Origin of the sequence: Bacillus sp. LM 4-2, assembly GCF_000978495.1 — a bacterium.
In the GTDB taxonomy this organism is placed as follows: domain Bacteria; phylum Bacillota; class Bacilli; order Bacillales; family Bacillaceae; genus Bacillus; species Bacillus subtilis.
The window spans coordinates 2,125,372-2,144,617 of sequence record NZ_CP011101.1 but is presented as its reverse complement, the minus strand read 5'-3'; the positions used below and the strand labels follow the sequence as shown (position 1 = coordinate 2,144,617).

Sequence of the window (19,246 nt, the reverse complement as noted above, 5' to 3'; positions counted from 1 at the left end):
AAAAAGGTGCAGATCATGCACCTTTTTTATGTGAATTCACTTTTTATAAAAATTATTTCGAATATTGTTGAAAAATATCCGAAAACTATTTATAGTAAGTAACAATATTAATAGTTGGAGGGTTCAAATCGAAAGAAAGCTATATAAATATAAAAACACGAAAGAACAAAACAAGGTGAGGGCGGCCTGAATTTATCTTATTTGCAAAAACAGCCCATAAATAAACTGAAAATTTTCAAAATAAAATCCAATCAAACAATTGAAAGAATTTAGGAGGATCACCATGGCAGAATTACGCAGTAATATGATCACACAAGGAATCGATAGAGCTCCGCACCGCAGTTTGCTTCGTGCAGCAGGAGTAAAAGAAGAGGATTTCGGCAAGCCGTTTATTGCGGTGTGTAATTCATACATTGATATCGTTCCCGGTCATGTTCACTTGCAGGAGTTTGGGAAAATCGTAAAAGAAGCAATCAGAGAAGCAGGGGGCGTGCCGTTTGAATTTAATACCATTGGGGTAGATGATGGCATCGCAATGGGGCATATCGGTATGAGATATTCGCTGCCAAGCCGTGAAATTATCGCAGACTCTGTGGAAACGGTTGTATCCGCACACTGGTTTGACGGAATGGTCTGTATTCCGAACTGCGACAAAATCACACCGGGAATGCTTATGGCGGCAATGCGCATCAACATTCCGACGATTTTTGTCAGCGGCGGACCGATGGCGGCAGGAAGAACAAGTGACGGGCGAAAAATCTCCCTTTCCTCAGTATTCGAAGGGGTAGGCGCCTACCAAGCAGGGAAAATCAACGAAAACGAGCTTCAAGAACTAGAGCAGTTCGGATGCCCAACGTGCGGGTCTTGCTCAGGCATGTTTACGGCGAACTCAATGAACTGTCTGTCAGAAGCACTTGGTCTTGCTTTGCCGGGTAATGGAACCATTCTGGCGACATCTCCGGAACGCAAAGAGTTTGTGAGAAAATCGGCTGCGCAATTAATGGAAACGATTCGCAAAGATATCAAACCGCGTGATATTGTTACAGTAAAAGCGATTGATAACGCGTTTGCACTCGATATGGCGCTCGGAGGTTCTACAAATACCGTTCTTCATACCCTTGCCCTTGCAAACGAAGCCGGCGTTGAATACTCTTTAGAACGCATTAACGAAGTCGCTGAGCGCGTGCCGCACTTGGCCAAGCTGGCGCCTGCATCGGATGTGTTTATTGAAGATCTTCATGAAGCGGGCGGCGTGTCAGCGGCTCTGAATGAGCTTTCCAAGAAAGAAGGAGCGCTTCATTTAGACGCGCTGACTGTTACAGGAAAAACTCTTGGAGAAACCATTGCCGGACATGAAGTAAAGGATTATGACGTCATTCACCCGCTGGATCAACCATTCACTGAAAAGGGAGGCCTTGCTGTTTTATTCGGTAATCTAGCTCCGGACGGCGCTATCATTAAAACAGGCGGCGTACAGAATGGGATTACAAGACACGAAGGGCCGGCTGTCGTATTCGATTCTCAGGACGAGGCGCTTGACGGCATTATCAACCGAAAAGTAAAAGAAGGCGACGTTGTCATCATCAGATACGAAGGGCCAAAAGGCGGACCTGGCATGCCGGAAATGCTGGCGCCAACATCCCAAATCGTTGGAATGGGACTCGGGCCAAAAGTGGCATTGATTACGGACGGACGTTTTTCCGGAGCCTCCCGTGGCCTCTCAATCGGCCACGTATCACCTGAGGCCGCTGAGGGCGGGCCGCTTGCCTTTGTTGAAAACGGAGACCATATTATCGTTGATATTGAAAAACGCATCTTGGATGTACAAGTGCCAGAAGAAGAGTGGGAAAAACGAAAAGCGAACTGGAAAGGTTTTGAACCGAAAGTGAAAACCGGCTACCTGGCACGTTATTCTAAACTTGTGACAAGTGCCAACACCGGCGGTATTATGAAAATCTAGATAGCTGGGGACACTTTCTTTTATTTTAAGGCGTGAACATTTGAAATCCGGCCCTCTCTATAGTATCCTTTACTTCAGATGAAGGATACTAGAGGGGGCTTTTTTTATGTCAATGGCTTATGAAGAATACATGCGCCAGCTTGTCGTACCGATGCGCCGCGAGCTGACTGGAGCAGGTTTTGAAGAGTTAACAACAGCGGAAGAAGTAGAAAACTTTATGGAAAAGGCAGAGGGCACAACTCTTGTAGTCGTTAACTCTGTATGCGGCTGCGCGGCAGGCCTTGCGCGTCCTGCGGCTACACAGGCAGTCCTCCAGAATGACAAAACACCTGACAATACGGTGACTGTATTTGCTGGCCAAGATAAAGAAGCTACTGCGAAAATGCGTGAGTATTTTACTGGCCAGGAGCCTTCTTCACCATCAATGGCTCTTTTGAAAGGCAAAGAAGTCGTACATTTTATTCCGCGTCATGAAATTGAAGGACACGATATGGAAGAAATCATGAAAAATCTGACTGCTGCCTTCGATGCGCACTGCTAAATGCCCGTTCTCCGGGCATTTTCTTTTTGGGAGTACAGAAGATGATAACAACAAGCTATAGACCGTCTGAACACACCATAAAAACCGCAAAGCAGCTTTCTAAAGAGCTAAATATGCCATACTGCGGCCGGAATAAACAAACGGTTGAACACCTGCTGAAGTCAGCTGAACGCGATTTGCTTGTGGTCGGCAAAGAGCGGTTTGAGCTGTATACGAAACAAGGTGCCAAATTCTTTTTTCATCCGAATACAGCGATGTTTAGAGCCAAACGCTTCTTACAGGGAGAGCAAGAGCCTATGCTTCGGGCTGCCGGCTTATCTGAAGGGGATACGTTTTTAGATTGCACACTCGGGCTGGGGTCAGATGCCATTATCGCAAGTATGGCAGTAGGCGAAACGGGTTCTGTTGTTGGGATTGAAAAAAACCATCTTGTGTCTGTTTTAGTGAGGACGGGGCTGCATTCATGGGAAACGGGTATAGAAGAGCTTCAAGCTGCGATGAGAAGAATCCAGGTGAAGAATGGTGATTGCTTTGAACACATCAAGCAGCTTCCTGACAACTCTGTTGATGTGGTTTATTTCGATCCAATGTTTCATGAACCTGTAGAAACCTCTGACGGCATCGCGCCTTTACGTGATTTGGCAGAGGATTCAGTTTTGCACGAAGGATGTATCAATGAAGCGGTACGAGTCGCCAGAAAAAGCGTTGTGCTAAAAGACCACTGGAAAAGCCCGCGGTTTGAACAGTTTGGTTTTAACGTCATGAAAAGAAAAACAGCACTGTTCCATTATGGCGTCATTCAAACAAGCCCGTGATTCATATCACGGGCTTTCTTGTTAATCGGTGACCTCCATGACGACAAAGTATAATAATGTTAAGAGTGAAACTGTGGCAAACAGAGCGTCAATCATGCGGAAAGCCTCCTTTCATGAAATATTGTAAGCGTTTTTACACAAAGTGCATAGCAACGAATCTCCTAATTTGCATATCAGTTTCATATAGTACATGACTTGCATGTTTTGGATGTGCTAAAATAAGAGAAACATGACAATAAAATAGAGAGGAATAAGCAGTCATGAAATTGTGGATGAGAAAGACCCTTGTGGTTTTATTTACCATTGTAACGTTCGGGCTCGTATCTCCTCCGGCTGCCCTTATGGCGGACAAGCCTTCCGGACAGCCGAGCAGCCTTGAGCAGAATGATTACACCGCTTTTTATGATGAGCATGACCTGTACGATGATGAGTCGGATGACAGGCGAGATCCTGAACTGCTTTTTCAATCGTATAAGGAACAGCTCCTTGACAGCGCTGAGGATCAGTCCTTTTTAAAATTCGGCAGCAGAATCGCTCCTGTCATTGAGGATGACTATCGGAAAGAGATCCTGCCAAAAATCGAAAATGTGATTAGTGATTATTTAGCGACATTGCAAGATGATGAGGCGTACCAAGATGTTGTGATCTCAAGCATGCCTTCAGCGGGCAAAACGGAAAAAATTTTCAACGTTTACAATCGGACAACTGGAGAAGATCTTCTCAGATTCCATGTGCGAAGAGACCACCCGCCTCATGACGGCTACTGGTTTAATTTTCATTATCATACAGCAGAAGATGGATTTCAATCACATCATGAGCTTGGGAGCATTTACTGGGACCGCAACACGCCTCCCAACTGGATGAGTGCCTAAAGGAGATGCCATTAGACATGAAAAAGTACACAATGAATGAAATGGTCGATATAACAAAGGATATGCTGAACAAACGGGGCGTTATGATAGAAGATATTGCACGGATTGTTCAAAAACTTCAGGAAAAATACAATCCAAATCTGCCGCTCAGTGTTTGCATGGAGAATGTAGAAAAAGTCCTGAACAAACGTGAAATTATTCATGCTGTTTTGACAGGCCTTGCACTCGATCAGCTTGCAGAACAGAAGCTTCTCCCCGAGCCGCTGCAGCACCTTGTTGAAACGGATGAACCGCTTTACGGCATAGATGAAATTATCCCGCTTTCAATCGTTAATGTGTACGGGTCGATCGGTTTGACCAATTTCGGTTATTTGGATAAAGAGAAGATTGGAATTATTAAGGAACTTGATGAAAGTCCAGACGGTATTCACACCTTTTTGGATGATATTGTGGCAGCTCTTGCTGCAGCAGCGGCGAGCAGAATTGCACATACGCATCAGGATCTGCAAGATGAAGAAAAAGAACAGGATGAAAAGCCTGTCGTCAGCTGACTATAAAAAAATCATTTCTGGGTTCAGAAATGATTTTTTATTGTGTTACACTACTAGAAGACTACTTTTAAAGGATGAAAAAAATGAAACAGTATAAGGATTTATGCAGACATGTTTTAGAGCATGGTGAGAAAAAGGGAGACCGGACTGGGACCGGAACAATCAGCACTTTCGGATATCAAATGAGATTTAATTTACGGGAAGGCTTTCCGATGCTCACCACTAAAAAACTCCACTTTAAATCAATTGCGCATGAACTGCTGTGGTTCTTAAAAGGAGATACGAATGTACGCTATCTGCAGGAAAACGGAGTGCGAATCTGGAATGAGTGGGCTGATGAAAACGGTGAACTTGGACCTGTATATGGCTCCCAATGGCGTTCTTGGCGGGGAGCTGATGGAGAAACCATTGATCAAATTTCCCGTCTTATTGAAGATATTAAGACAAATCCGAACTCCAGACGCTTAATCGTCAGCGCCTGGAATGTTGGTGAAATTGATAAAATGGCGTTGCCGCCGTGCCATTGCCTGTTCCAATTCTATGTGTCTGACGGCAAGCTGTCCTGTCAGTTGTATCAGCGCTCTGCCGATGTTTTCTTAGGTGTGCCGTTTAATATTACATCTTATGCCCTGCTAACCATGATGATTGCTCATGTGACTGGGCTTGAATCGGGCGAGTTCATCCATACATTTGGTGATGTTCATATCTATCAAAATCATATTGAACAAGTCAATTTGCAGCTTGAAAGAGATGTTAGACCGCTTCCGCAGCTTCGTTTCGCCAGAAAGGTTGATTCTATTTTTAACTTTGCATTTGAGGACTTTATCATCGAGGATTATGATCCGCATCCTCATATAAAAGGGGCGGTCAGCGTATGATTTCATTCATCTTTGCGATGGATACCAACAGGCTTATCGGCAAAGACAATGATTTGCCGTGGCATTTGCCCAATGATCTTGCATACTTTAAGAAAGTAACATCGGGCCATTCAATCATTATGGGCCGGAAAACATTTGAATCGATCGGACGTCCGCTTCCAAATCGGAAAAATATTGTCGTTACCTCAGCGCCGGCTTCAGAATTTCCGGGATGCACGGTTGTCGGTTCATTAAAGGATGTACTGGACATTTGTTCAGGCCCTGAAGAATGCTTTGTGATCGGAGGGGCTCAGCTCTATACGGACCTTTTCCCTTATGCGGACAGACTGTATATGACGAAAATTCATCACGAGTTTGAGGGTGACCGTCACTTCCCTGAATTTGATGAATCCAATTGGAAGCTGGTTTCTTCTGAGCAGGGGACCAAAGACGAAAAAAACCCGTATGATTACGAATTTCTAATATATGAAAAAAAGAATTCTTCTAAAGCGGGAGGATTTTAATTGGTTCGCTACAGCCTTCTAGTGGTTTATATTGTGTATATGCTGTTAAAAAATATGAAACAATTATTTAATCAAACAATGCTCGATCCCCGTCTGTCATACAAAAAACAGATGACTCTTGTGTACGAACAGCCAAAGGCGTTTTTGGAAGGCTGTATCGGCATCTCCGGTTCAGTTGTGACGATCCATCAGCCAGAGCCAATACCACACGGTCCTGTTTTGTATGTGCATCCCCGTTTGCGTTTGGCTGAACTGGCCTTAATTGCTGGATATATTGAGGAACCGGCCGGCTTTATCGCCAACCCAAAAGTGTTCCGCTTGCCTTTTATCGGGCAATGGCTGGATCGGATGGATGTGATTTCAGACGGGGATTCAGAAAAGGTATATGAAGATGTGACAAAACAGCTGGAAAAGGGACAAAGCCTGATTCTTTCACTAGATGGTTCTATTGATCCTGTAGAACTTGCGGCCCGCTATCATCTTCCGTTGGTGATGGTGGAAACGAAAGGAACAGATAACATGCAAAAGGGCTCGTTTTTTAAACGCTTAAAACCGGCAGACATTGAATTGTCCTTTTCAAAAGCTTATATACCTGCCAATGAAAAACAATTACGTGCATAAAAAAAGCGCAGTCGTGAAGACTGCGCTTTTCTGTTACTGTTACGAAAGGAACGGCACCTTTACACAATAGAAGAGCACGCAGAAAAACATAGCAGCGCTCCCGCCCAATACAAAGCTGTGCCAAATGGCGTGGTGGAAGGGGATCTTTTTCCAAATGTAAAAGATGGTTCCGACAGAGTATAAAATGCCGCCGAGAAAAAGGAGGCTGAATCCCGCTCCGCTCAGTGAAGCATATAAAGGTTTAACTGCAATAATCATCAGCCACCCCATGACTAAATACACGAAGGTTGACAATAGGATAAACCGTTTCACAAAGAAAATTTTAAAAACGATTCCGCCTAGGGCAAGTGACCATACGATAACCAACAGGGTAAAGCCGAGTGTGCCTTTCAGCGGCCCAAGCAAAAAAGGCGTGTAGGTTCCGGCGATGAGTACGTAAATCGCGCTATGATCAATAATCTCCAAAATGTCCTTCGTTTTTTTATGTGTGATGCTGTGAAGCAGGGTGGAGCTCAAATATAACAGCAGCATAGAGACACCGAATATTGTAAAGCTGACAATGTCCCATGCAGACCCGTAATTAGCCGCAAATATGATTAGAAACACTAATGCTGGGATGGATAAGAGGACACCGATGCCGTGTGTAATCGCATTGGCGATCTCTTCTTTGATTGTAAACAAGTGCATTCTCCTTTCGATCGCTAGATCATTTGATTTTTTAACGTCTCTATAAAGCTCAAGCCCTCAAAGGTAATTTTTGTGCCTGCGCGTCCGCGGCTTTTGGTGACATAATCTTTTTTCTCCAAATAGTCGAGACGGCTTCTGACCTGCTGAGGAGTTAACGAGGTTTGGTTATTTTTGCTGTGTTCAGAAATGATCCGTCTGCTAGCAGGTTCTCCTTTTTCGTTCAATACTTTTATTGTTTCCAAAATAAACAAAAACTCAGCTTTTTCCATTAAAGTCAGCAGCTTCGCTTTTTTCTTCGACGTTTTTCCGTCTATCGCGCCTCTAATATATGGCGGCAGGTCATATGGCTGAATCGTACTCCCGCTTGATACTGCCACCATATAATCTGCAGCGTTTTTTAATTCCCTGACATTGCCTTCAAATGCATGCTTCTCAAGCACCTGAAAAACGGAGGGATCGATTAACAATTGCTGACCGGAATTTGAGAGAAAATGCTGTGTCAAAAGCGGTATATCGCTTTTTCGTTCCGATAATTCGGGCAGTGTAAGCGTTAAAATGTTCAGTCTGTAGAATAAGTCTTGCCTGAAGGTATGTTCTACGGATCGGTCTGCAGAAGCACAGATCATTCGCGGTTTCTCCGTGTCTGAATCAAGCGCTTTTAACAGTTGAGCTTGTACAGAAGCAGGCATGCGCCATACATCATCAAGAAAAAGGGTTCCTCGTACCGCTTTTTGAAAAACACCTGTGTTTCCGCTAGGGCCAAAAAGCTCATGAATAAGGGTTTCTTCCGAATGGGTGCTGCAATTGACGCTTATAAACGGTTCATTGCTTCTCGAAGATTCCAAGTGTATGGCATGTGCGAAGTGATTTTTGCCTGTTCCGATTTTTCCTGTTATTAAGACAGGAAGCTCCGATAACGAGAACTGCTTGGCGATTCGCTTCGCTTCCAGGAAAGTTTGATGTTCTCCGATTAGATGTTGAAATGTATTGAGTTTTGGTGCACTATTCATCAATTGGCTCCTTTTGGTTCTAATTGGTTTCATTATATCATGCCTTTTGGTTGAAAACACCCTTTATTTTACGATTATCTTTTTTCTTGGCTCTGCAGGATAATGGTTGAACAGAAGTTACCACAAGATGTGGTGGACATAGTCTGTATTTTTTTAATTATTAAATAAAAATAATTGTCTTATTTTTTGAATATTCATGTTATAATGGCATATTAAATAGGGATTTAAAACAAGAAAGGAATCTGTACATGAAACCGTTGCTTAAAGAAAACTCTCTCATCCAAGTGAAAGACATTTTGAAGGCTCACCAAAACGTAAAGGACGTTGTCATTCACACACCTTTGCAGAGGAATGACAGACTTTCTGAGAGATATGAATGCAATATCTATTTAAAACGCGAAGACTTGCAAGTTGTCAGATCTTTTAAGCTCAGAGGGGCTTATCATAAAATGAAACAGCTTTCCAGCGAGCAGACAGAGAACGGAGTTGTGTGTGCAAGTGCCGGAAACCACGCTCAAGGTGTGGCATTTTCGTGTAAACATCTTGGCATTCACGGGAAAATTTTTATGCCGTCTACTACACCGAGACAAAAAGTATCTCAAGTTGAACTATTCGGAAAAGGATTTATCGATATTATTTTGACAGGCGATACGTTTGACGACGCGTATAAAAGCGCTGCTGAATGCTGTGAGGCGGAATCTCGGACGTTTATCCATCCGTTCGATGATCCGGATGTGATGGCCGGACAGGGAACGCTCGCAGTCGAGATTTTAAACGACATTGATACAGAACCGCATTTTCTTTTTGCAAGTGTCGGAGGCGGCGGCCTTCTCTCTGGGGTAGGTACATATTTGAAAAACGTGTCTCCTGATACAAAGGTAATTGCTGTTGAGCCGGCGGGAGCGGCATCCTACTTTGAATCAAACAAAGCTGGGCATGTCGTCACACTTGATAAAATTGACAAGTTTGTAGATGGTGCGGCTGTTAAAAAAATTGGCGAGGAAACCTTCCGGACGCTGGAAACTGTCGTTGATGACATTCTCCTTGTGCCTGAAGGAAAAGTATGTACATCCATTCTTGAATTATATAACGAATGTGCGGTTGTTGCTGAACCGGCTGGAGCTCTTTCTGTCGCAGCGCTTGATTTGTACAAGGATGAAATTAAAGGGAAAAACGTGGTGTGTGTGGTAAGCGGGGGCAATAACGATATCGGAAGAATGCAGGAAATGAAGGAGCGTTCCTTGATTTTTGAAGGTCTTCAGCATTATTTTATCGTCAACTTTCCGCAAAGAGCGGGGGCGCTCCGCGAATTTCTTGACGAAGTCCTCGGGCCGAATGATGACATTACAAGATTTGAATATACGAAGAAAAATAATAAAAGCAATGGACCTGCTCTTGTCGGCATCGAGCTGCAGAACAAAGCCGATTATGGGCCGCTGATTGAACGGATGAACAAAAAACCGTTTCATTATGTAGAGGTGAACAAGGATGAGGACTTGTTCCATTTGCTGATCTAATTTTTTTACACAACCGCGCAAAATGACAGACAGCCCGGCTGGCATCATATATAATAGAAGAAAAACAAAAAAGAGGATTGATAGCTTGTTACTCAAAAGCCTAGAGTTCAAACGCGGTGACGGGATTCAGGTGAAAGTGACAGAAATACCTGTATTAAAGGAAGATGAGCACTATTTCTTTATGTTACATCACCATTTGCAATTCTACTTAAAAGAAGTGTTTTCATCAAACAGCAGGGCAAAAGTGTATTCTTTCCGACATTATATGAAGCGCCGGATGAAGTGGGCAGATTATCAGGCTGTATTTCATCAAGAGATGTTAAAGCACAACGCGTAACATGCCGTTTTTTACCTGTATGTCCTCCTTTGTAATCGTTAATGGGAGGCATGCAGGATTTTTTTTGCTCAGTATCGAATACAAACATGGGACAGTAAGGACGGTTTTAGAAAGCGTTTTTATGCTGGCTGGAAAGGGTGGATGTCATGAAGGTTATCAAGGGGTTAACGGCTGGGCTGATTTTTCTGTTTTTGTGTGCATGCGGAGGACAGCAGATTAAAGATCCGCTCAATTACGAGGTGGAGCCTTTTACATTTCAAAACCAAGACGGCAAGAACGTTTCTTTAGAGAGTTTAAAAGGAGAAGTATGGCTGGCGGATTTTATTTTTACCAATTGTGAAACTATATGTCCGCCAATGACCGCTCATATGACCGATCTGCAAAAAAAACTGAAAGCCGAAAATATAGATGTCCGCATCATATCATTTAGTGTTGACCCAGAAAACGATAAGCCGAAACAGCTGAAGAAATTTGCCGCAAATTATCCATTATCTTTTGATAACTGGGATTTTCTCACGGGATACAGCCAGAGTGAGATTGAGGAGTTCGCACTTAAGAGCTTTAAAGCGATCGTAAAGAAGCCGGAGGGAGAGGACCAAGTGATTCATCAATCTTCTTTTTATTTGGTAGGTCCGGACGGTAAGGTGCTGAAAGATTACAATGGAGTGGAGAATACACCGTACAATGATATCATTTCCGATGTGAAGTCAGCCAGTACACTCAAGTAAGCTAAGAGCCTAGGCATTTGCAAATCTTCTAAAACATGATACACTTTCCACTAGTAGAATGGGAAGGAGCAACAAGATTGAAGCTGCGCATTTTTTCAATCATGGCCAGTTTGATTTTGCTTCTTACTGCGTGTACGAGCATACGTACATCATCTGAGGGAAAACAAAAAGCCCATGAAACGAAAACAAAAGAACACATTGTCATAGCGGCTGTCGGAGATTCGCTGACAGAAGGAGTCGGAGATCCCGACGGAAAAGGATATGTCGGCAAGGTGGCGGATTCTATCCGGTCAGATAAACAAGTCAAAACGGTCGACGTGAAAAATTATGCCGTAAAAGGGAACCGTTCGGATGATTTATTAGAAAAACTAAAAGATAAAAAGGTTCAAAAAGGCATAAAGGACGCAGATTATGTCTTTTTTACAATTGGCGGTAATGATTTGATGAAAATCCTTCGCCAAAACTTTCTGCAATTAACCGTTGAACCGTTTCAGGAAGCGGAAAAACCGTACGAAAAGCGCTTTGAAAAAATCATTTCTGAAATTCGCGAGCTGAATGATCACGCTGAGCTGATTTATGTCAGCATGTACAATCCGTTTACGTTTACATTATCAGAACTAAATGAAATAAATGGTGTCGTCACGGATTGGAACCATATTGCTGAAAAAGAGCTGAAAAAAGATAAACATGCAAAAATCGTTCATATCGAAGATTTGTTCAATCAAAAAAGTGACAGCAGCCGAATTTCTGAGGAAGATGATTTTCATCCTAATGGTACGGGTTATTCTCTTATCGCAAAGCGCGTCTATCAAGCCATTAAAAAAGAAGGATTACCGAAAGAGTAGGGTGACAGCATGAATAAGTGGAAGCGACTGTTTTTTATATTGCTTGCAATCAATTTTATCCTCGCCGCCGGGTTTGTGGCACTTGTTTTGCTCCCGGGGGAACAGGCTCAGGTGAAGGATTCATCTGAGAGCGAGTATGGATTTCAAGTGACAAGCACAAAAGAATCATTAGCTGCGTTTGTTAACTCATATTTAAACGACAAAGCATCAAATAAGCTTGATTATAAAGTAGAGATTGATGATGATGTTCATGTCGCAGGGAAAATCAAGGCATTTTCCACGTCTATTGATGCGTTTATCGCTTTTGAGCCGACCGTGAAAAAAAACGGTGATGTAGAGCTGAATGTCACGAAATTTTCGTTAGGGAAATTGAGTATACCAATTAGCTTTGTGTTAAATTATATGGACAGCTTTTATGAATTGCCGTCATTTGTCCATGTTCACCCCGGAGATAAAAGCATTGAAGTGCGTTTGTCAGAAATGCCTTTAACGAATGGAATGTATGTCAAAGCGGATAAGATAAATTTAGAAAAAGATGAAATTGAGTTTTCCTATTACCATCCTAAACAATAGAGGTGACTGAAAATGAAAAGGATTTACCAGTATTTCAGTTTATTATCCTTTACATTTTCCCTGTACTTCGGCTGGCTTGCTTATCATCATCTGGCTGCTGAAGACATGGATCAAATGTATTTGAATGTTTCCTATTGTGCCTTGTTCCTAAGTGTGATGGTGTTTACATTCGGTATGCGAGACCGAAAAAAAACCGATAAGTCATGAAAAAAGAGACATGAAACAACGTCTCTTTTTTCGTGCGGTCCGAAGAAAATTTGAGAACACAAGGAGAAAAGATGAAAGCATACGATTTTACACAGGGGAACGTGCTGAAACAGCTTGTACTGTTTTCAATGCCTATTATGCTCGGAAACGCATTGCAGGTTTCCTTTCAATTTATAGACAGCTTGTGGATCGGCAATTTACTGGGGGCAAAGGCCCTTGGGGCAGCCGCGGTATCAAGCACGATTGTTTTGACCGTGCTGTCTTTTATTTTGGGCCTTAACAATGCGACGTTAACCATTTTATCTCAGCAAAAAGGAAAAGATGATGTAAAAGGAATGGCGTCGTATATTAACGCTTTTGTTGTTTTATTAACAGGCCTAAGCATCGGATTCGGCGCGGCCGGTTTTTTTCTCTCAGAGCTTTTGCTGCGTCTTCTAAAAACACCGGAGTCAATGATACCGCTTGCTGAGACGTATTTACAGATTCAATTTATCGGCATTTTATTTTTGTTTGGTTATAACTTTATCAGTACTGTGCTTCGTGCGCTGGGCGACAGCAAGACACCTCTCCGGTTTATTGCGTTTGCTGTTGTACTGAATACAGTGCTTGCGCCGCTCTTTATTTCTGTGTTCCGCATGGGAATAGCGGGAGCGGCTTATTCAACGATTTTGTCACAGGGAATTGCGTTTCTATATGGGTTGTTTTATGTCGTCAAACACAAGCTTGTGCCATTCTCAATTCCGAGAATGCCCAAGTGGGAAGAGTCCGCGCTGATTTTGAAACTCGGGATTCCGGCAGGTCTGCAGATGATGGTGATTACAGGCGGTATGATGGCGATTATGAGTGTTGTTAACTCATACGGTGATCACGTGGTATCAGGCTTTGGCGCGGTGCAGCGGCTTGATAGCATCATCACGCTTCCAGCAATGGCTGCAGGTACGGCCGTCAACAGTATGGCAGGGCAAAATATTGGAATCGGAAACGAAAAAAGAGTGGGAACAATTGCAAGGCTAGGTGTGATGGCTGTTATTTCCTGCATGCTGGTGATTGCGGTTATGATTTGGGTATTTGGTAAATATCTCATAAGGTTATTTATCAGTGAGCCTGATGCGGTCGCATTTGGTGAACAATATTTGAAGTGGATCGCGTTTTTCTACCCTTTTATTGGGATTAATTTTGTGCTGAACGGAATCGTTAGGGCCGCGGGAGCGATGCTGCAGGTTCTGGTATTAAATTTGATCTCGTTTTGGGTGTTGAGATATCCTTTCACAGCTCTATTTTCAGCTTGGCTTGGACAAAAAGGAATCGGGCTTGGAATCGGAATGAGTTTTTTATTTAGCAGCTGCGCGGCATTTTTGTATTATAGATATGGCCGCTGGAAAGCAATGAAGCTGTTTACTGAAAAATAAGTGAAGCACTGCGAAAAGCACATACCTATATATCGGTATGTGCTTTTTTTCACCGTTTTTTATCAAGTTTGCTGAAGAGCTCGATTAACGTGGCAAGTTCAGCATCAGTGTAGCAGTCAAAGCGTTTAAAGAAATATTCCGTTTTTTTCTCGTTAAAGTGCTGAAGGACTTTTTCGCCCGCTTCAGTGATATGAATGCGGATGATGCGTCTGTCTTCCTTCGATCTGATTCTCGTAATCCATTCCTTTTCTACCAGCGCATCGGTCACAGCCGTAATGTGGCTTGCCGATACCTCTAAAATAGGCGCAAATTCAGTGACTTTTTTAGGCCCTTGTTCACTGAGGATCCGAAGAATGGTGAATTCATTCCGCGACAGCTCTTTATCTAAAATTTCATTGATTTCATTACGTATTTGTTTAAAGACTTTACGGAGTAAAGTTTCCATATCGTACATCATCTGTGTTCTTACTTTCAAATTTGTGAACCTCCATTACATAAGCATATTGCTTAAAACCTATAGATTTTATTGAAAAGCAGAATCATTTTCATTCTATTTTTACATGCTATAATATAATAATACCACGTATTAACAAAGGAGGCACCAGTATGTCTGAAAAAAAAGAAATCGCCACATTTGCAGGAGGCTGTTTTTGGTGTATGGTTAAACCTTTTGACGAACAGCCGGGAATTGAAAAAGTGGTGTCCGGGTATACAGGCGGCCATACTGAAAACCCTACGTATGAAGAGGTGTGCAGTGAAACGACGGGACATCGTGAAGCCGTTCAAATCACGTTTAATCCTGATGTATTCCCTTATGAAAAACTGCTTGAATTATTTTGGCAGCAAATCGATCCGACAGATGCCGGAGGGCAATTTGCTGATCGCGGCAGTTCCTATCGCGCAGCCATTTTTTATCATAATGATAAACAAAAGGAGCTTGCGGAAGCTTCCAAGCAACGTCTGGCGGAAAGCGGCATCTTTAAAGATCCGATTGTAACGGACATTTTAAAAGCTGAACCTTTCTATGAAGCGGAAGGCTACCATCAGCATTTTTATAAAAAGAATCCAGCACATTATCAGCGCTACCGGACAGGTTCCGGACGAGCGGGATTTATCAGCGAGCATTGGGGGGCTAAATAAATGGCGTACAATAAAGAAGAAAAAATAAAGTCATTAAATCGCATGCAATATGAAGTAACGCAAAATAACGGCACGGAGCCGCCATTTCAAAATGAATATTGGGATCATAAGGAAGAAGGGTTGTATGTAGACATTGTGTCAGGCAAGCCATTGTTTACATCCAAGGATAAATTTGATTCCCACTGCGGCTGGCCAAGCTTTACAAAGCCGATTGAAGAAGAAGAAGTTGAAGAAAAACTGGACACGAGCCACGGCATGATTCGCACAGAAGTAAGAAGCCGAACTGCTGATTCTCATCTTGGCCACGTATTTAATGACGGACCTGGTCCAAACGGACTTCGTTACTGCATAAATTCAGCAGCGCTGCGGTTTGTTCCGAAGCATAAGCTAAAAGAAGAAGGATACGAAAGCTATCTGCATCTCTTTAATAAATAAACTGTTAAAAACAGGCCTGCCTAATGGATAGACAGGCTTGTTTTTATGCCTTTTTCTCTTGATGCAATTCTTCAATAATCTGTGCAATTCTTTCTTTCGTAATGAGCGGGGCTTGATCTGATTGATACCCAGGCAGATTGACTTTGCGAAAGTCAGGATGTTTTTCCGGCTCTGGAAGGATTGCATAAAGGTTGCCCCATTCATACAGTGATTCAATTTCATGTGGAGATGTTAATTCTTCGTGAAGCTTTTCACCTGGACGCTTGCCCACTTCTACAGCAGCCGGCCGCGGGAGCCCGTGCTGCGCTGCATATTCTTCAAATCCATGAATCAGTTCTTCAAGTTTCAGTGATTCCATTTTGAAAATAAAGGTTTCTCCGCCTTTTGTAATAGCAGCCGATTGTAATGTCAATGTAGCTGCATCGTCTATTGACATGAAAAATCTGGTCATGTTTTTGTCTGTGATGGTCAGGGGTTCACCCTCCATCATCTGTTCAAATAATATGGGGATGACCGAACCTCTGGAACCGAGAACATTTCCAAAGCGGACCGAACAAAACAAGGTTCCTTTGTTTTGGACGTGGCGGTTTGCTTGATGAAACAGCTTTTCAGATAACAGTTTGGTGGCACCCATTGTGTTCACAGGAGATACAGCTTTATCTGTACTGATATTAATGACATGCTGCACTCGGTGTGAAAGGGCAGCTTCCACCACATTTTGTCCGCCGATGAGATTGGTCTGGATCGCTTCAAATGGATGGTCCTCACATGTCGGAACCTGTTTCAGCGCAGCCGCGTGAAAGACGATATCGACGCCTTTCATCACCTGATTCACCCTTCTGTGATCGCGTACATCTCCAAGTACAAATAATAGCCGCTTATCCTCCGCATACTTTTGGCTCATGACATACTGTTTACTGTCGTCTTTGCTGAATACAATCACCTGTTTAGGTGTAAGCATCAAAAGGCGTTTGACAATTTGACTCCCGATTGAACCCGTTCCGCCAGTGACTAAAACTGTTTTGTTATGGAAAAATGGTTTTAGTTCTGCTGTTTGCTGTTTAGGCATGGCTTATCCTCCAACTCTCGTTTCTCTACCATGCATCATATGTTCAACTTTGTAATCGAATTAATGAAAGCAACCAATAAAACAAAATTTAGGGGAATGATCATGTCACAAAGTGTTCTTTTTTAATAGAAAATGGAAAAACGGACGTAACTAGGGAAAAACACAACTAAATAAACAATGTACTAAATATTCAACATATTTTTATTTCGCTCCGCAAAAGGAAATCTGGCAAAGTCATCTCACGTACCTCTTTGGGGAATAAGTTGTTTATGAGTCAGAAACCCTATAAAAAAAGGTTCATTTTCCTCACGGTAATCACCTGTATATATTTTACAATAGTAGTGTTAGTAATAAAAGAGGAGGGTACCAAATGAAGGTTTCAAAAACAATGCTGCTAAGCACTGCCGCGGGTTTATTGCTTAGCCTGACAGCAACCTCGGTGTCGGCTCATTATGTGAATGAGGAACATCATTTCAAAGTGACTGCACACACGGAGACAGATCCGGTCGCATCTGGGGATGACGCAGCAGATGACCCGGCCATTTGGGTTCATGAAAAACACCCGGAAAAAAGCAAGTTGATTACAACAAATAAGAAGTCAGGGCTCGTTGTGTATGATTTAGACGGAAAACAGCTTCATTCTTATGAGTTTGGCAAGCTCAATAATGTCGATCTGCGCTATGATTTTCCATTGAACGGCGAAAAAATTGATATTGCTGCCGCATCCAACCGGTCCGAAGGAAAAAATACAATTGAAGTATATGCAATAGACGGGGATAAAGGAAAATTGAAAAGCATTACAGATCCGAACCATCCTATCTCCACCAATATTTCTGAGGTTTATGGATTCAGCTTGTATCACAGCCAGAAAACAGGAGCATTTTACGCATTAGTGACAGGCAAACAAGGGGAATTTGAGCAGTATGAAATTGTTGATGGTGGAAAGGGTTATGTAACAGGGAAAAAGGTGCGTGAATTTAAGTTGAATTCTCAGACCGAAGGCCTTGTTGCGGATGATGAGTATGGGAACCTATACATAGCAGAGGAAGATGAAGCCATCTGGAAATTTAACGCTGAGCCCGGCGGAGGGTCAAAGGGGCAGGTTGTTGACCGTGCGACAGGAGATCATTTGACAGCTGATATTGAAGGACTGACAATCTATTATGCACCAAATGGCAAAGGATATCTCATGGCTTCAAGTCAAGGAAATAACAGCTATGCAATGTATGAACGGCAGGGGAAAAATCGCTATGTAGCCAACTTTGAGATTACAGATGGCGAGAAAATAGACGGTACTAGTGACACGGATGGTATTGATGTTCTCGGTTTCGGACTTGGCCCAAAATATCCATACGGGATTTTTGTGGCGCAGGATGGCGAAAATATCGATAACGGACAAGCCGTCAATCAAAATTTCAAAATTGTATCGTGGGAACAAATTGCACAGCATCTCGGCGAAATGCCTGATCTTCATAAACAGGTAAATCCGAGGAAGCTGAAAGACCGTTCTGACGGCTAGAATAGAAAGCAGCTTGTGCAGCTGCTTTTTTCTATGAATAAAAAAATCGTTCATAGCAATGAACGATTTTTCATGAGAGCGCCAGATGAATCGCTTTTAGTTTTGCAGGAAGCTCATCAAACGTAAATGCGGGTACGATCTCTTTATAATTGGCTGCTGCAGCTTTTTGCCGTTCTTCAGGGTGGTTGATATAGAAAGCGGCTTTTTCCTTAAAGTCGTTCATGCCGTGATAAGAAATAAAGGATGAAAAAGGATGCGCCGCGGGTAAATCTGTTAATTGAAATGCTTCGCATGCAGCGATATCAAACGTTCGGTTATTAAAACTGGCATTTTTGATGCGCATAGTATTTTGGTTGAAAGCAAAATGATAGGGACGATGCGCATTAATTACGATGTCTGCCCCATTATAATAATGAACGGCCTGTTCGGGTGGAACCCATGTGCTGACGACATCAATATGCGGCTGTTTGAGCACTTTTTTAGGCAGATATTTTCCCCATTCCTTGCCGATTACCCGAACCGTGAATGGCAGATGGACCGCTTCTTTCATAAGCTGAACCCGATTAGGGTAAGGATAGCCGATGATTAACAGATTTGAATGATAGGAATGTTCGGTGTCCATTTTTTTAAACAGCCGATGGTTAACTGGTATCGGAACATAATAGACGTTCTGGTAGCCGAGCTCTTGATAGTAGAGAGCTGCATTTTGTTCTATCGTTAATATGGCGTCAGCAAGCTTAATTACCTGAAGGCTGATATCCGTATAAAATGGGTCTTCGGTCAGCCAAACATACACGGGGATATCCTTACCCTTTAACCAGGTCAGCCAGTCGTGAGGAACGCGGTCTCCAACCATCATAAGTGTGAAATCCGGCTGAAACGCTTCGATCTTCATCAAAGATTCTGCTTCAGGTTTATCTGCAATCATATACTCTGTATGAGTGTTCTGAAAACATTCTTCAGCCCAGCGATCAAAATAACTGTATATTCCTCCGTATCCCGACTGGATATACAAGACTTTCATCGGAT

At 42.7% G+C, this 19,246-nt stretch carries 23 protein-coding genes; 18 read left to right on the top strand and 5 right to left on the bottom strand.

Annotated features, from left to right (window positions below; all coding sequences use genetic code 11):
- The first annotated feature begins 283 nt into the window (after positions 1 to 283).
- From ilvD to bslm_RS10415, 8 genes are all read left to right on the top strand, one after another.
- Complete coding sequence (gene ilvD, locus bslm_RS10450) at positions 284 to 1,960, top strand: dihydroxy-acid dehydratase (RefSeq protein WP_009967560.1); 1,677 nt, start codon at positions 284 to 286, stop codon at positions 1,958 to 1,960.
- 106 nt (positions 1,961 to 2,066) lie between these two features.
- Entirely contained in the window at positions 2,067 to 2,501 is a 435-nt protein-coding gene (gene brxA, locus bslm_RS10445) for a bacilliredoxin BrxA (protein WP_003230794.1), read from the top strand.
- Positions 2,502 to 2,542: 41 nt separating this feature from the next.
- Positions 2,543 to 3,316 carry a class I SAM-dependent methyltransferase gene (locus bslm_RS10440; RefSeq protein WP_042976327.1) on the top strand — a complete coding sequence of 258 codons (774 nt, stop codon included), beginning with the start codon at positions 2,543 to 2,545 and terminating at the stop codon, positions 3,314 to 3,316.
- Between the two features lie 260 nt (positions 3,317 to 3,576).
- Positions 3,577 to 4,188, top strand: coding sequence for a YpjP family protein (locus bslm_RS10435; protein WP_009967559.1), 612 nt, complete (start codon positions 3,577 to 3,579; stop codon positions 4,186 to 4,188).
- Between the two features lie 17 nt (positions 4,189 to 4,205).
- Positions 4,206 to 4,739, top strand: a complete 534-nt coding sequence (locus tag bslm_RS10430) for a phosphatidylglycerophosphatase A family protein (protein WP_003230797.1) — start codon at positions 4,206 to 4,208, stop codon at positions 4,737 to 4,739.
- A gap of 83 nt (positions 4,740 to 4,822) precedes the next feature.
- Positions 4,823 to 5,617 carry a thymidylate synthase gene (locus bslm_RS10425; protein WP_046381126.1) on the top strand — a complete coding sequence of 265 codons (795 nt, stop codon included), beginning with the start codon at positions 4,823 to 4,825 and terminating at the stop codon, positions 5,615 to 5,617.
- Entirely contained in the window at positions 5,614 to 6,120 is a 507-nt protein-coding gene (gene dfrA / locus bslm_RS10420) for a dihydrofolate reductase DfrA (RefSeq protein ID WP_046381125.1), read from the top strand. The genes bslm_RS10425 and dfrA overlap by 4 nt, the downstream gene beginning before the upstream one ends.
- A complete protein-coding gene (locus bslm_RS10415; RefSeq protein ID WP_015251864.1) occupies positions 6,121 to 6,741 on the top strand; it encodes a hypothetical protein in 621 nt (206 codons plus the stop codon).
- Positions 6,742 to 6,780: 39 nt separating this feature from the next.
- On the opposite strand, the gene trhA is transcribed toward bslm_RS10415, so the two are convergent.
- Positions 6,781 to 7,422, bottom strand: coding sequence for a PAQR family membrane homeostasis protein TrhA (gene trhA, locus bslm_RS10410; RefSeq protein WP_004398522.1), 642 nt, complete (start codon positions 7,420 to 7,422; stop codon positions 6,781 to 6,783).
- Positions 7,423 to 7,442: 20 nt separating this feature from the next.
- The gene (locus bslm_RS10405; protein WP_046381124.1) at positions 7,443 to 8,438 is read right to left on the bottom strand and encodes a sigma 54-interacting transcriptional regulator; all 996 of its coding nucleotides are present in this window, start codon (positions 8,436 to 8,438) and stop codon (positions 7,443 to 7,445) included.
- Positions 8,439 to 8,686: 248 nt separating this feature from the next.
- Between bslm_RS10405 and ilvA the strand changes: the two genes are divergently transcribed.
- The 7 genes from ilvA to bslm_RS10370 all read left to right on the top strand — a co-directional run bounded on the left by ilvA (position 8,687) and on the right by bslm_RS10370 (position 14,054).
- Entirely contained in the window at positions 8,687 to 9,955 is a 1,269-nt protein-coding gene (gene ilvA / locus bslm_RS10400; protein WP_014480067.1) for a threonine ammonia-lyase IlvA, read from the top strand.
- 85 nt (positions 9,956 to 10,040) lie between these two features.
- Positions 10,041 to 10,292, top strand: coding sequence for a YpmP family protein (locus tag bslm_RS10395; protein ID WP_046381123.1), 252 nt, complete (start codon positions 10,041 to 10,043; stop codon positions 10,290 to 10,292).
- 146 nt (positions 10,293 to 10,438) lie between these two features.
- Complete coding sequence (gene scuA, locus bslm_RS10390; RefSeq protein ID WP_046381122.1) at positions 10,439 to 11,020, top strand: cytochrome c oxidase assembly accessory protein ScuA; 582 nt, start codon at positions 10,439 to 10,441, stop codon at positions 11,018 to 11,020.
- A gap of 77 nt (positions 11,021 to 11,097) precedes the next feature.
- Positions 11,098 to 11,865, top strand: coding sequence for an SGNH/GDSL hydrolase family protein (locus bslm_RS10385; protein WP_003245956.1), 768 nt, complete (start codon positions 11,098 to 11,100; stop codon positions 11,863 to 11,865).
- A gap of 9 nt (positions 11,866 to 11,874) precedes the next feature.
- Positions 11,875 to 12,438 (top strand): YpmS family protein, encoded by a 564-nt coding sequence (locus bslm_RS10380; protein ID WP_015251867.1) that lies wholly within the window; start codon positions 11,875 to 11,877, stop codon positions 12,436 to 12,438.
- Between the two features lie 12 nt (positions 12,439 to 12,450).
- Positions 12,451 to 12,645: a protein YpmT gene (gene ypmT, locus bslm_RS10375; protein WP_003230808.1), complete on the top strand. Its 195-nt coding sequence runs from the start codon at positions 12,451 to 12,453 to the stop codon at positions 12,643 to 12,645.
- Positions 12,646 to 12,716: 71 nt separating this feature from the next.
- A complete protein-coding gene (locus tag bslm_RS10370) occupies positions 12,717 to 14,054 on the top strand; it encodes an MATE family efflux transporter (protein ID WP_038828636.1) in 1,338 nt (445 codons plus the stop codon).
- A gap of 49 nt (positions 14,055 to 14,103) precedes the next feature.
- Here bslm_RS10370 and bslm_RS10365 read toward each other — a convergent pair whose 3' ends face one another.
- Complete coding sequence (locus tag bslm_RS10365; protein ID WP_004398634.1) at positions 14,104 to 14,529, bottom strand: MarR family transcriptional regulator; 426 nt, start codon at positions 14,527 to 14,529, stop codon at positions 14,104 to 14,106.
- A 131-nt stretch (positions 14,530 to 14,660) separates the two neighbouring features.
- On the opposite strand from bslm_RS10365, the gene msrA reads away from it, so the two are divergent.
- On the top strand, positions 14,661 to 15,194 hold the full coding sequence (gene msrA / locus bslm_RS10360) for a peptide-methionine (S)-S-oxide reductase MsrA (protein WP_014477117.1): 534 nt from the start codon (positions 14,661 to 14,663) through the stop codon (positions 15,192 to 15,194).
- The gene (msrB, locus tag bslm_RS10355) at positions 15,195 to 15,629 is read left to right on the top strand and encodes a peptide-methionine (R)-S-oxide reductase MsrB (protein ID WP_014480061.1); all 435 of its coding nucleotides are present in this window, start codon (positions 15,195 to 15,197) and stop codon (positions 15,627 to 15,629) included.
- A gap of 43 nt (positions 15,630 to 15,672) precedes the next feature.
- Here msrB and bslm_RS10350 read toward each other — a convergent pair whose 3' ends face one another.
- Positions 15,673 to 16,698: an SDR family NAD(P)-dependent oxidoreductase gene (locus bslm_RS10350; protein ID WP_046381121.1), complete on the bottom strand. Its 1,026-nt coding sequence runs from the start codon at positions 16,696 to 16,698 to the stop codon at positions 15,673 to 15,675.
- Positions 16,699 to 17,068: 370 nt separating this feature from the next.
- Between bslm_RS10350 and bslm_RS10345 the strand changes: the two genes are divergently transcribed.
- Positions 17,069 to 18,217: a phytase gene (locus bslm_RS10345; RefSeq protein WP_015251871.1), complete on the top strand. Its 1,149-nt coding sequence runs from the start codon at positions 17,069 to 17,071 to the stop codon at positions 18,215 to 18,217.
- A 70-nt stretch (positions 18,218 to 18,287) separates the two neighbouring features.
- Here the strand turns inward: bslm_RS10345 and cgeB are convergent, their stop codons facing one another.
- A complete protein-coding gene (gene cgeB / locus bslm_RS10340) occupies positions 18,288 to 19,241 on the bottom strand; it encodes a spore maturation protein CgeB (RefSeq protein ID WP_046381120.1) in 954 nt (317 codons plus the stop codon).
- Between the last annotated feature and the right edge of the window lie 5 nt (positions 19,242 to 19,246).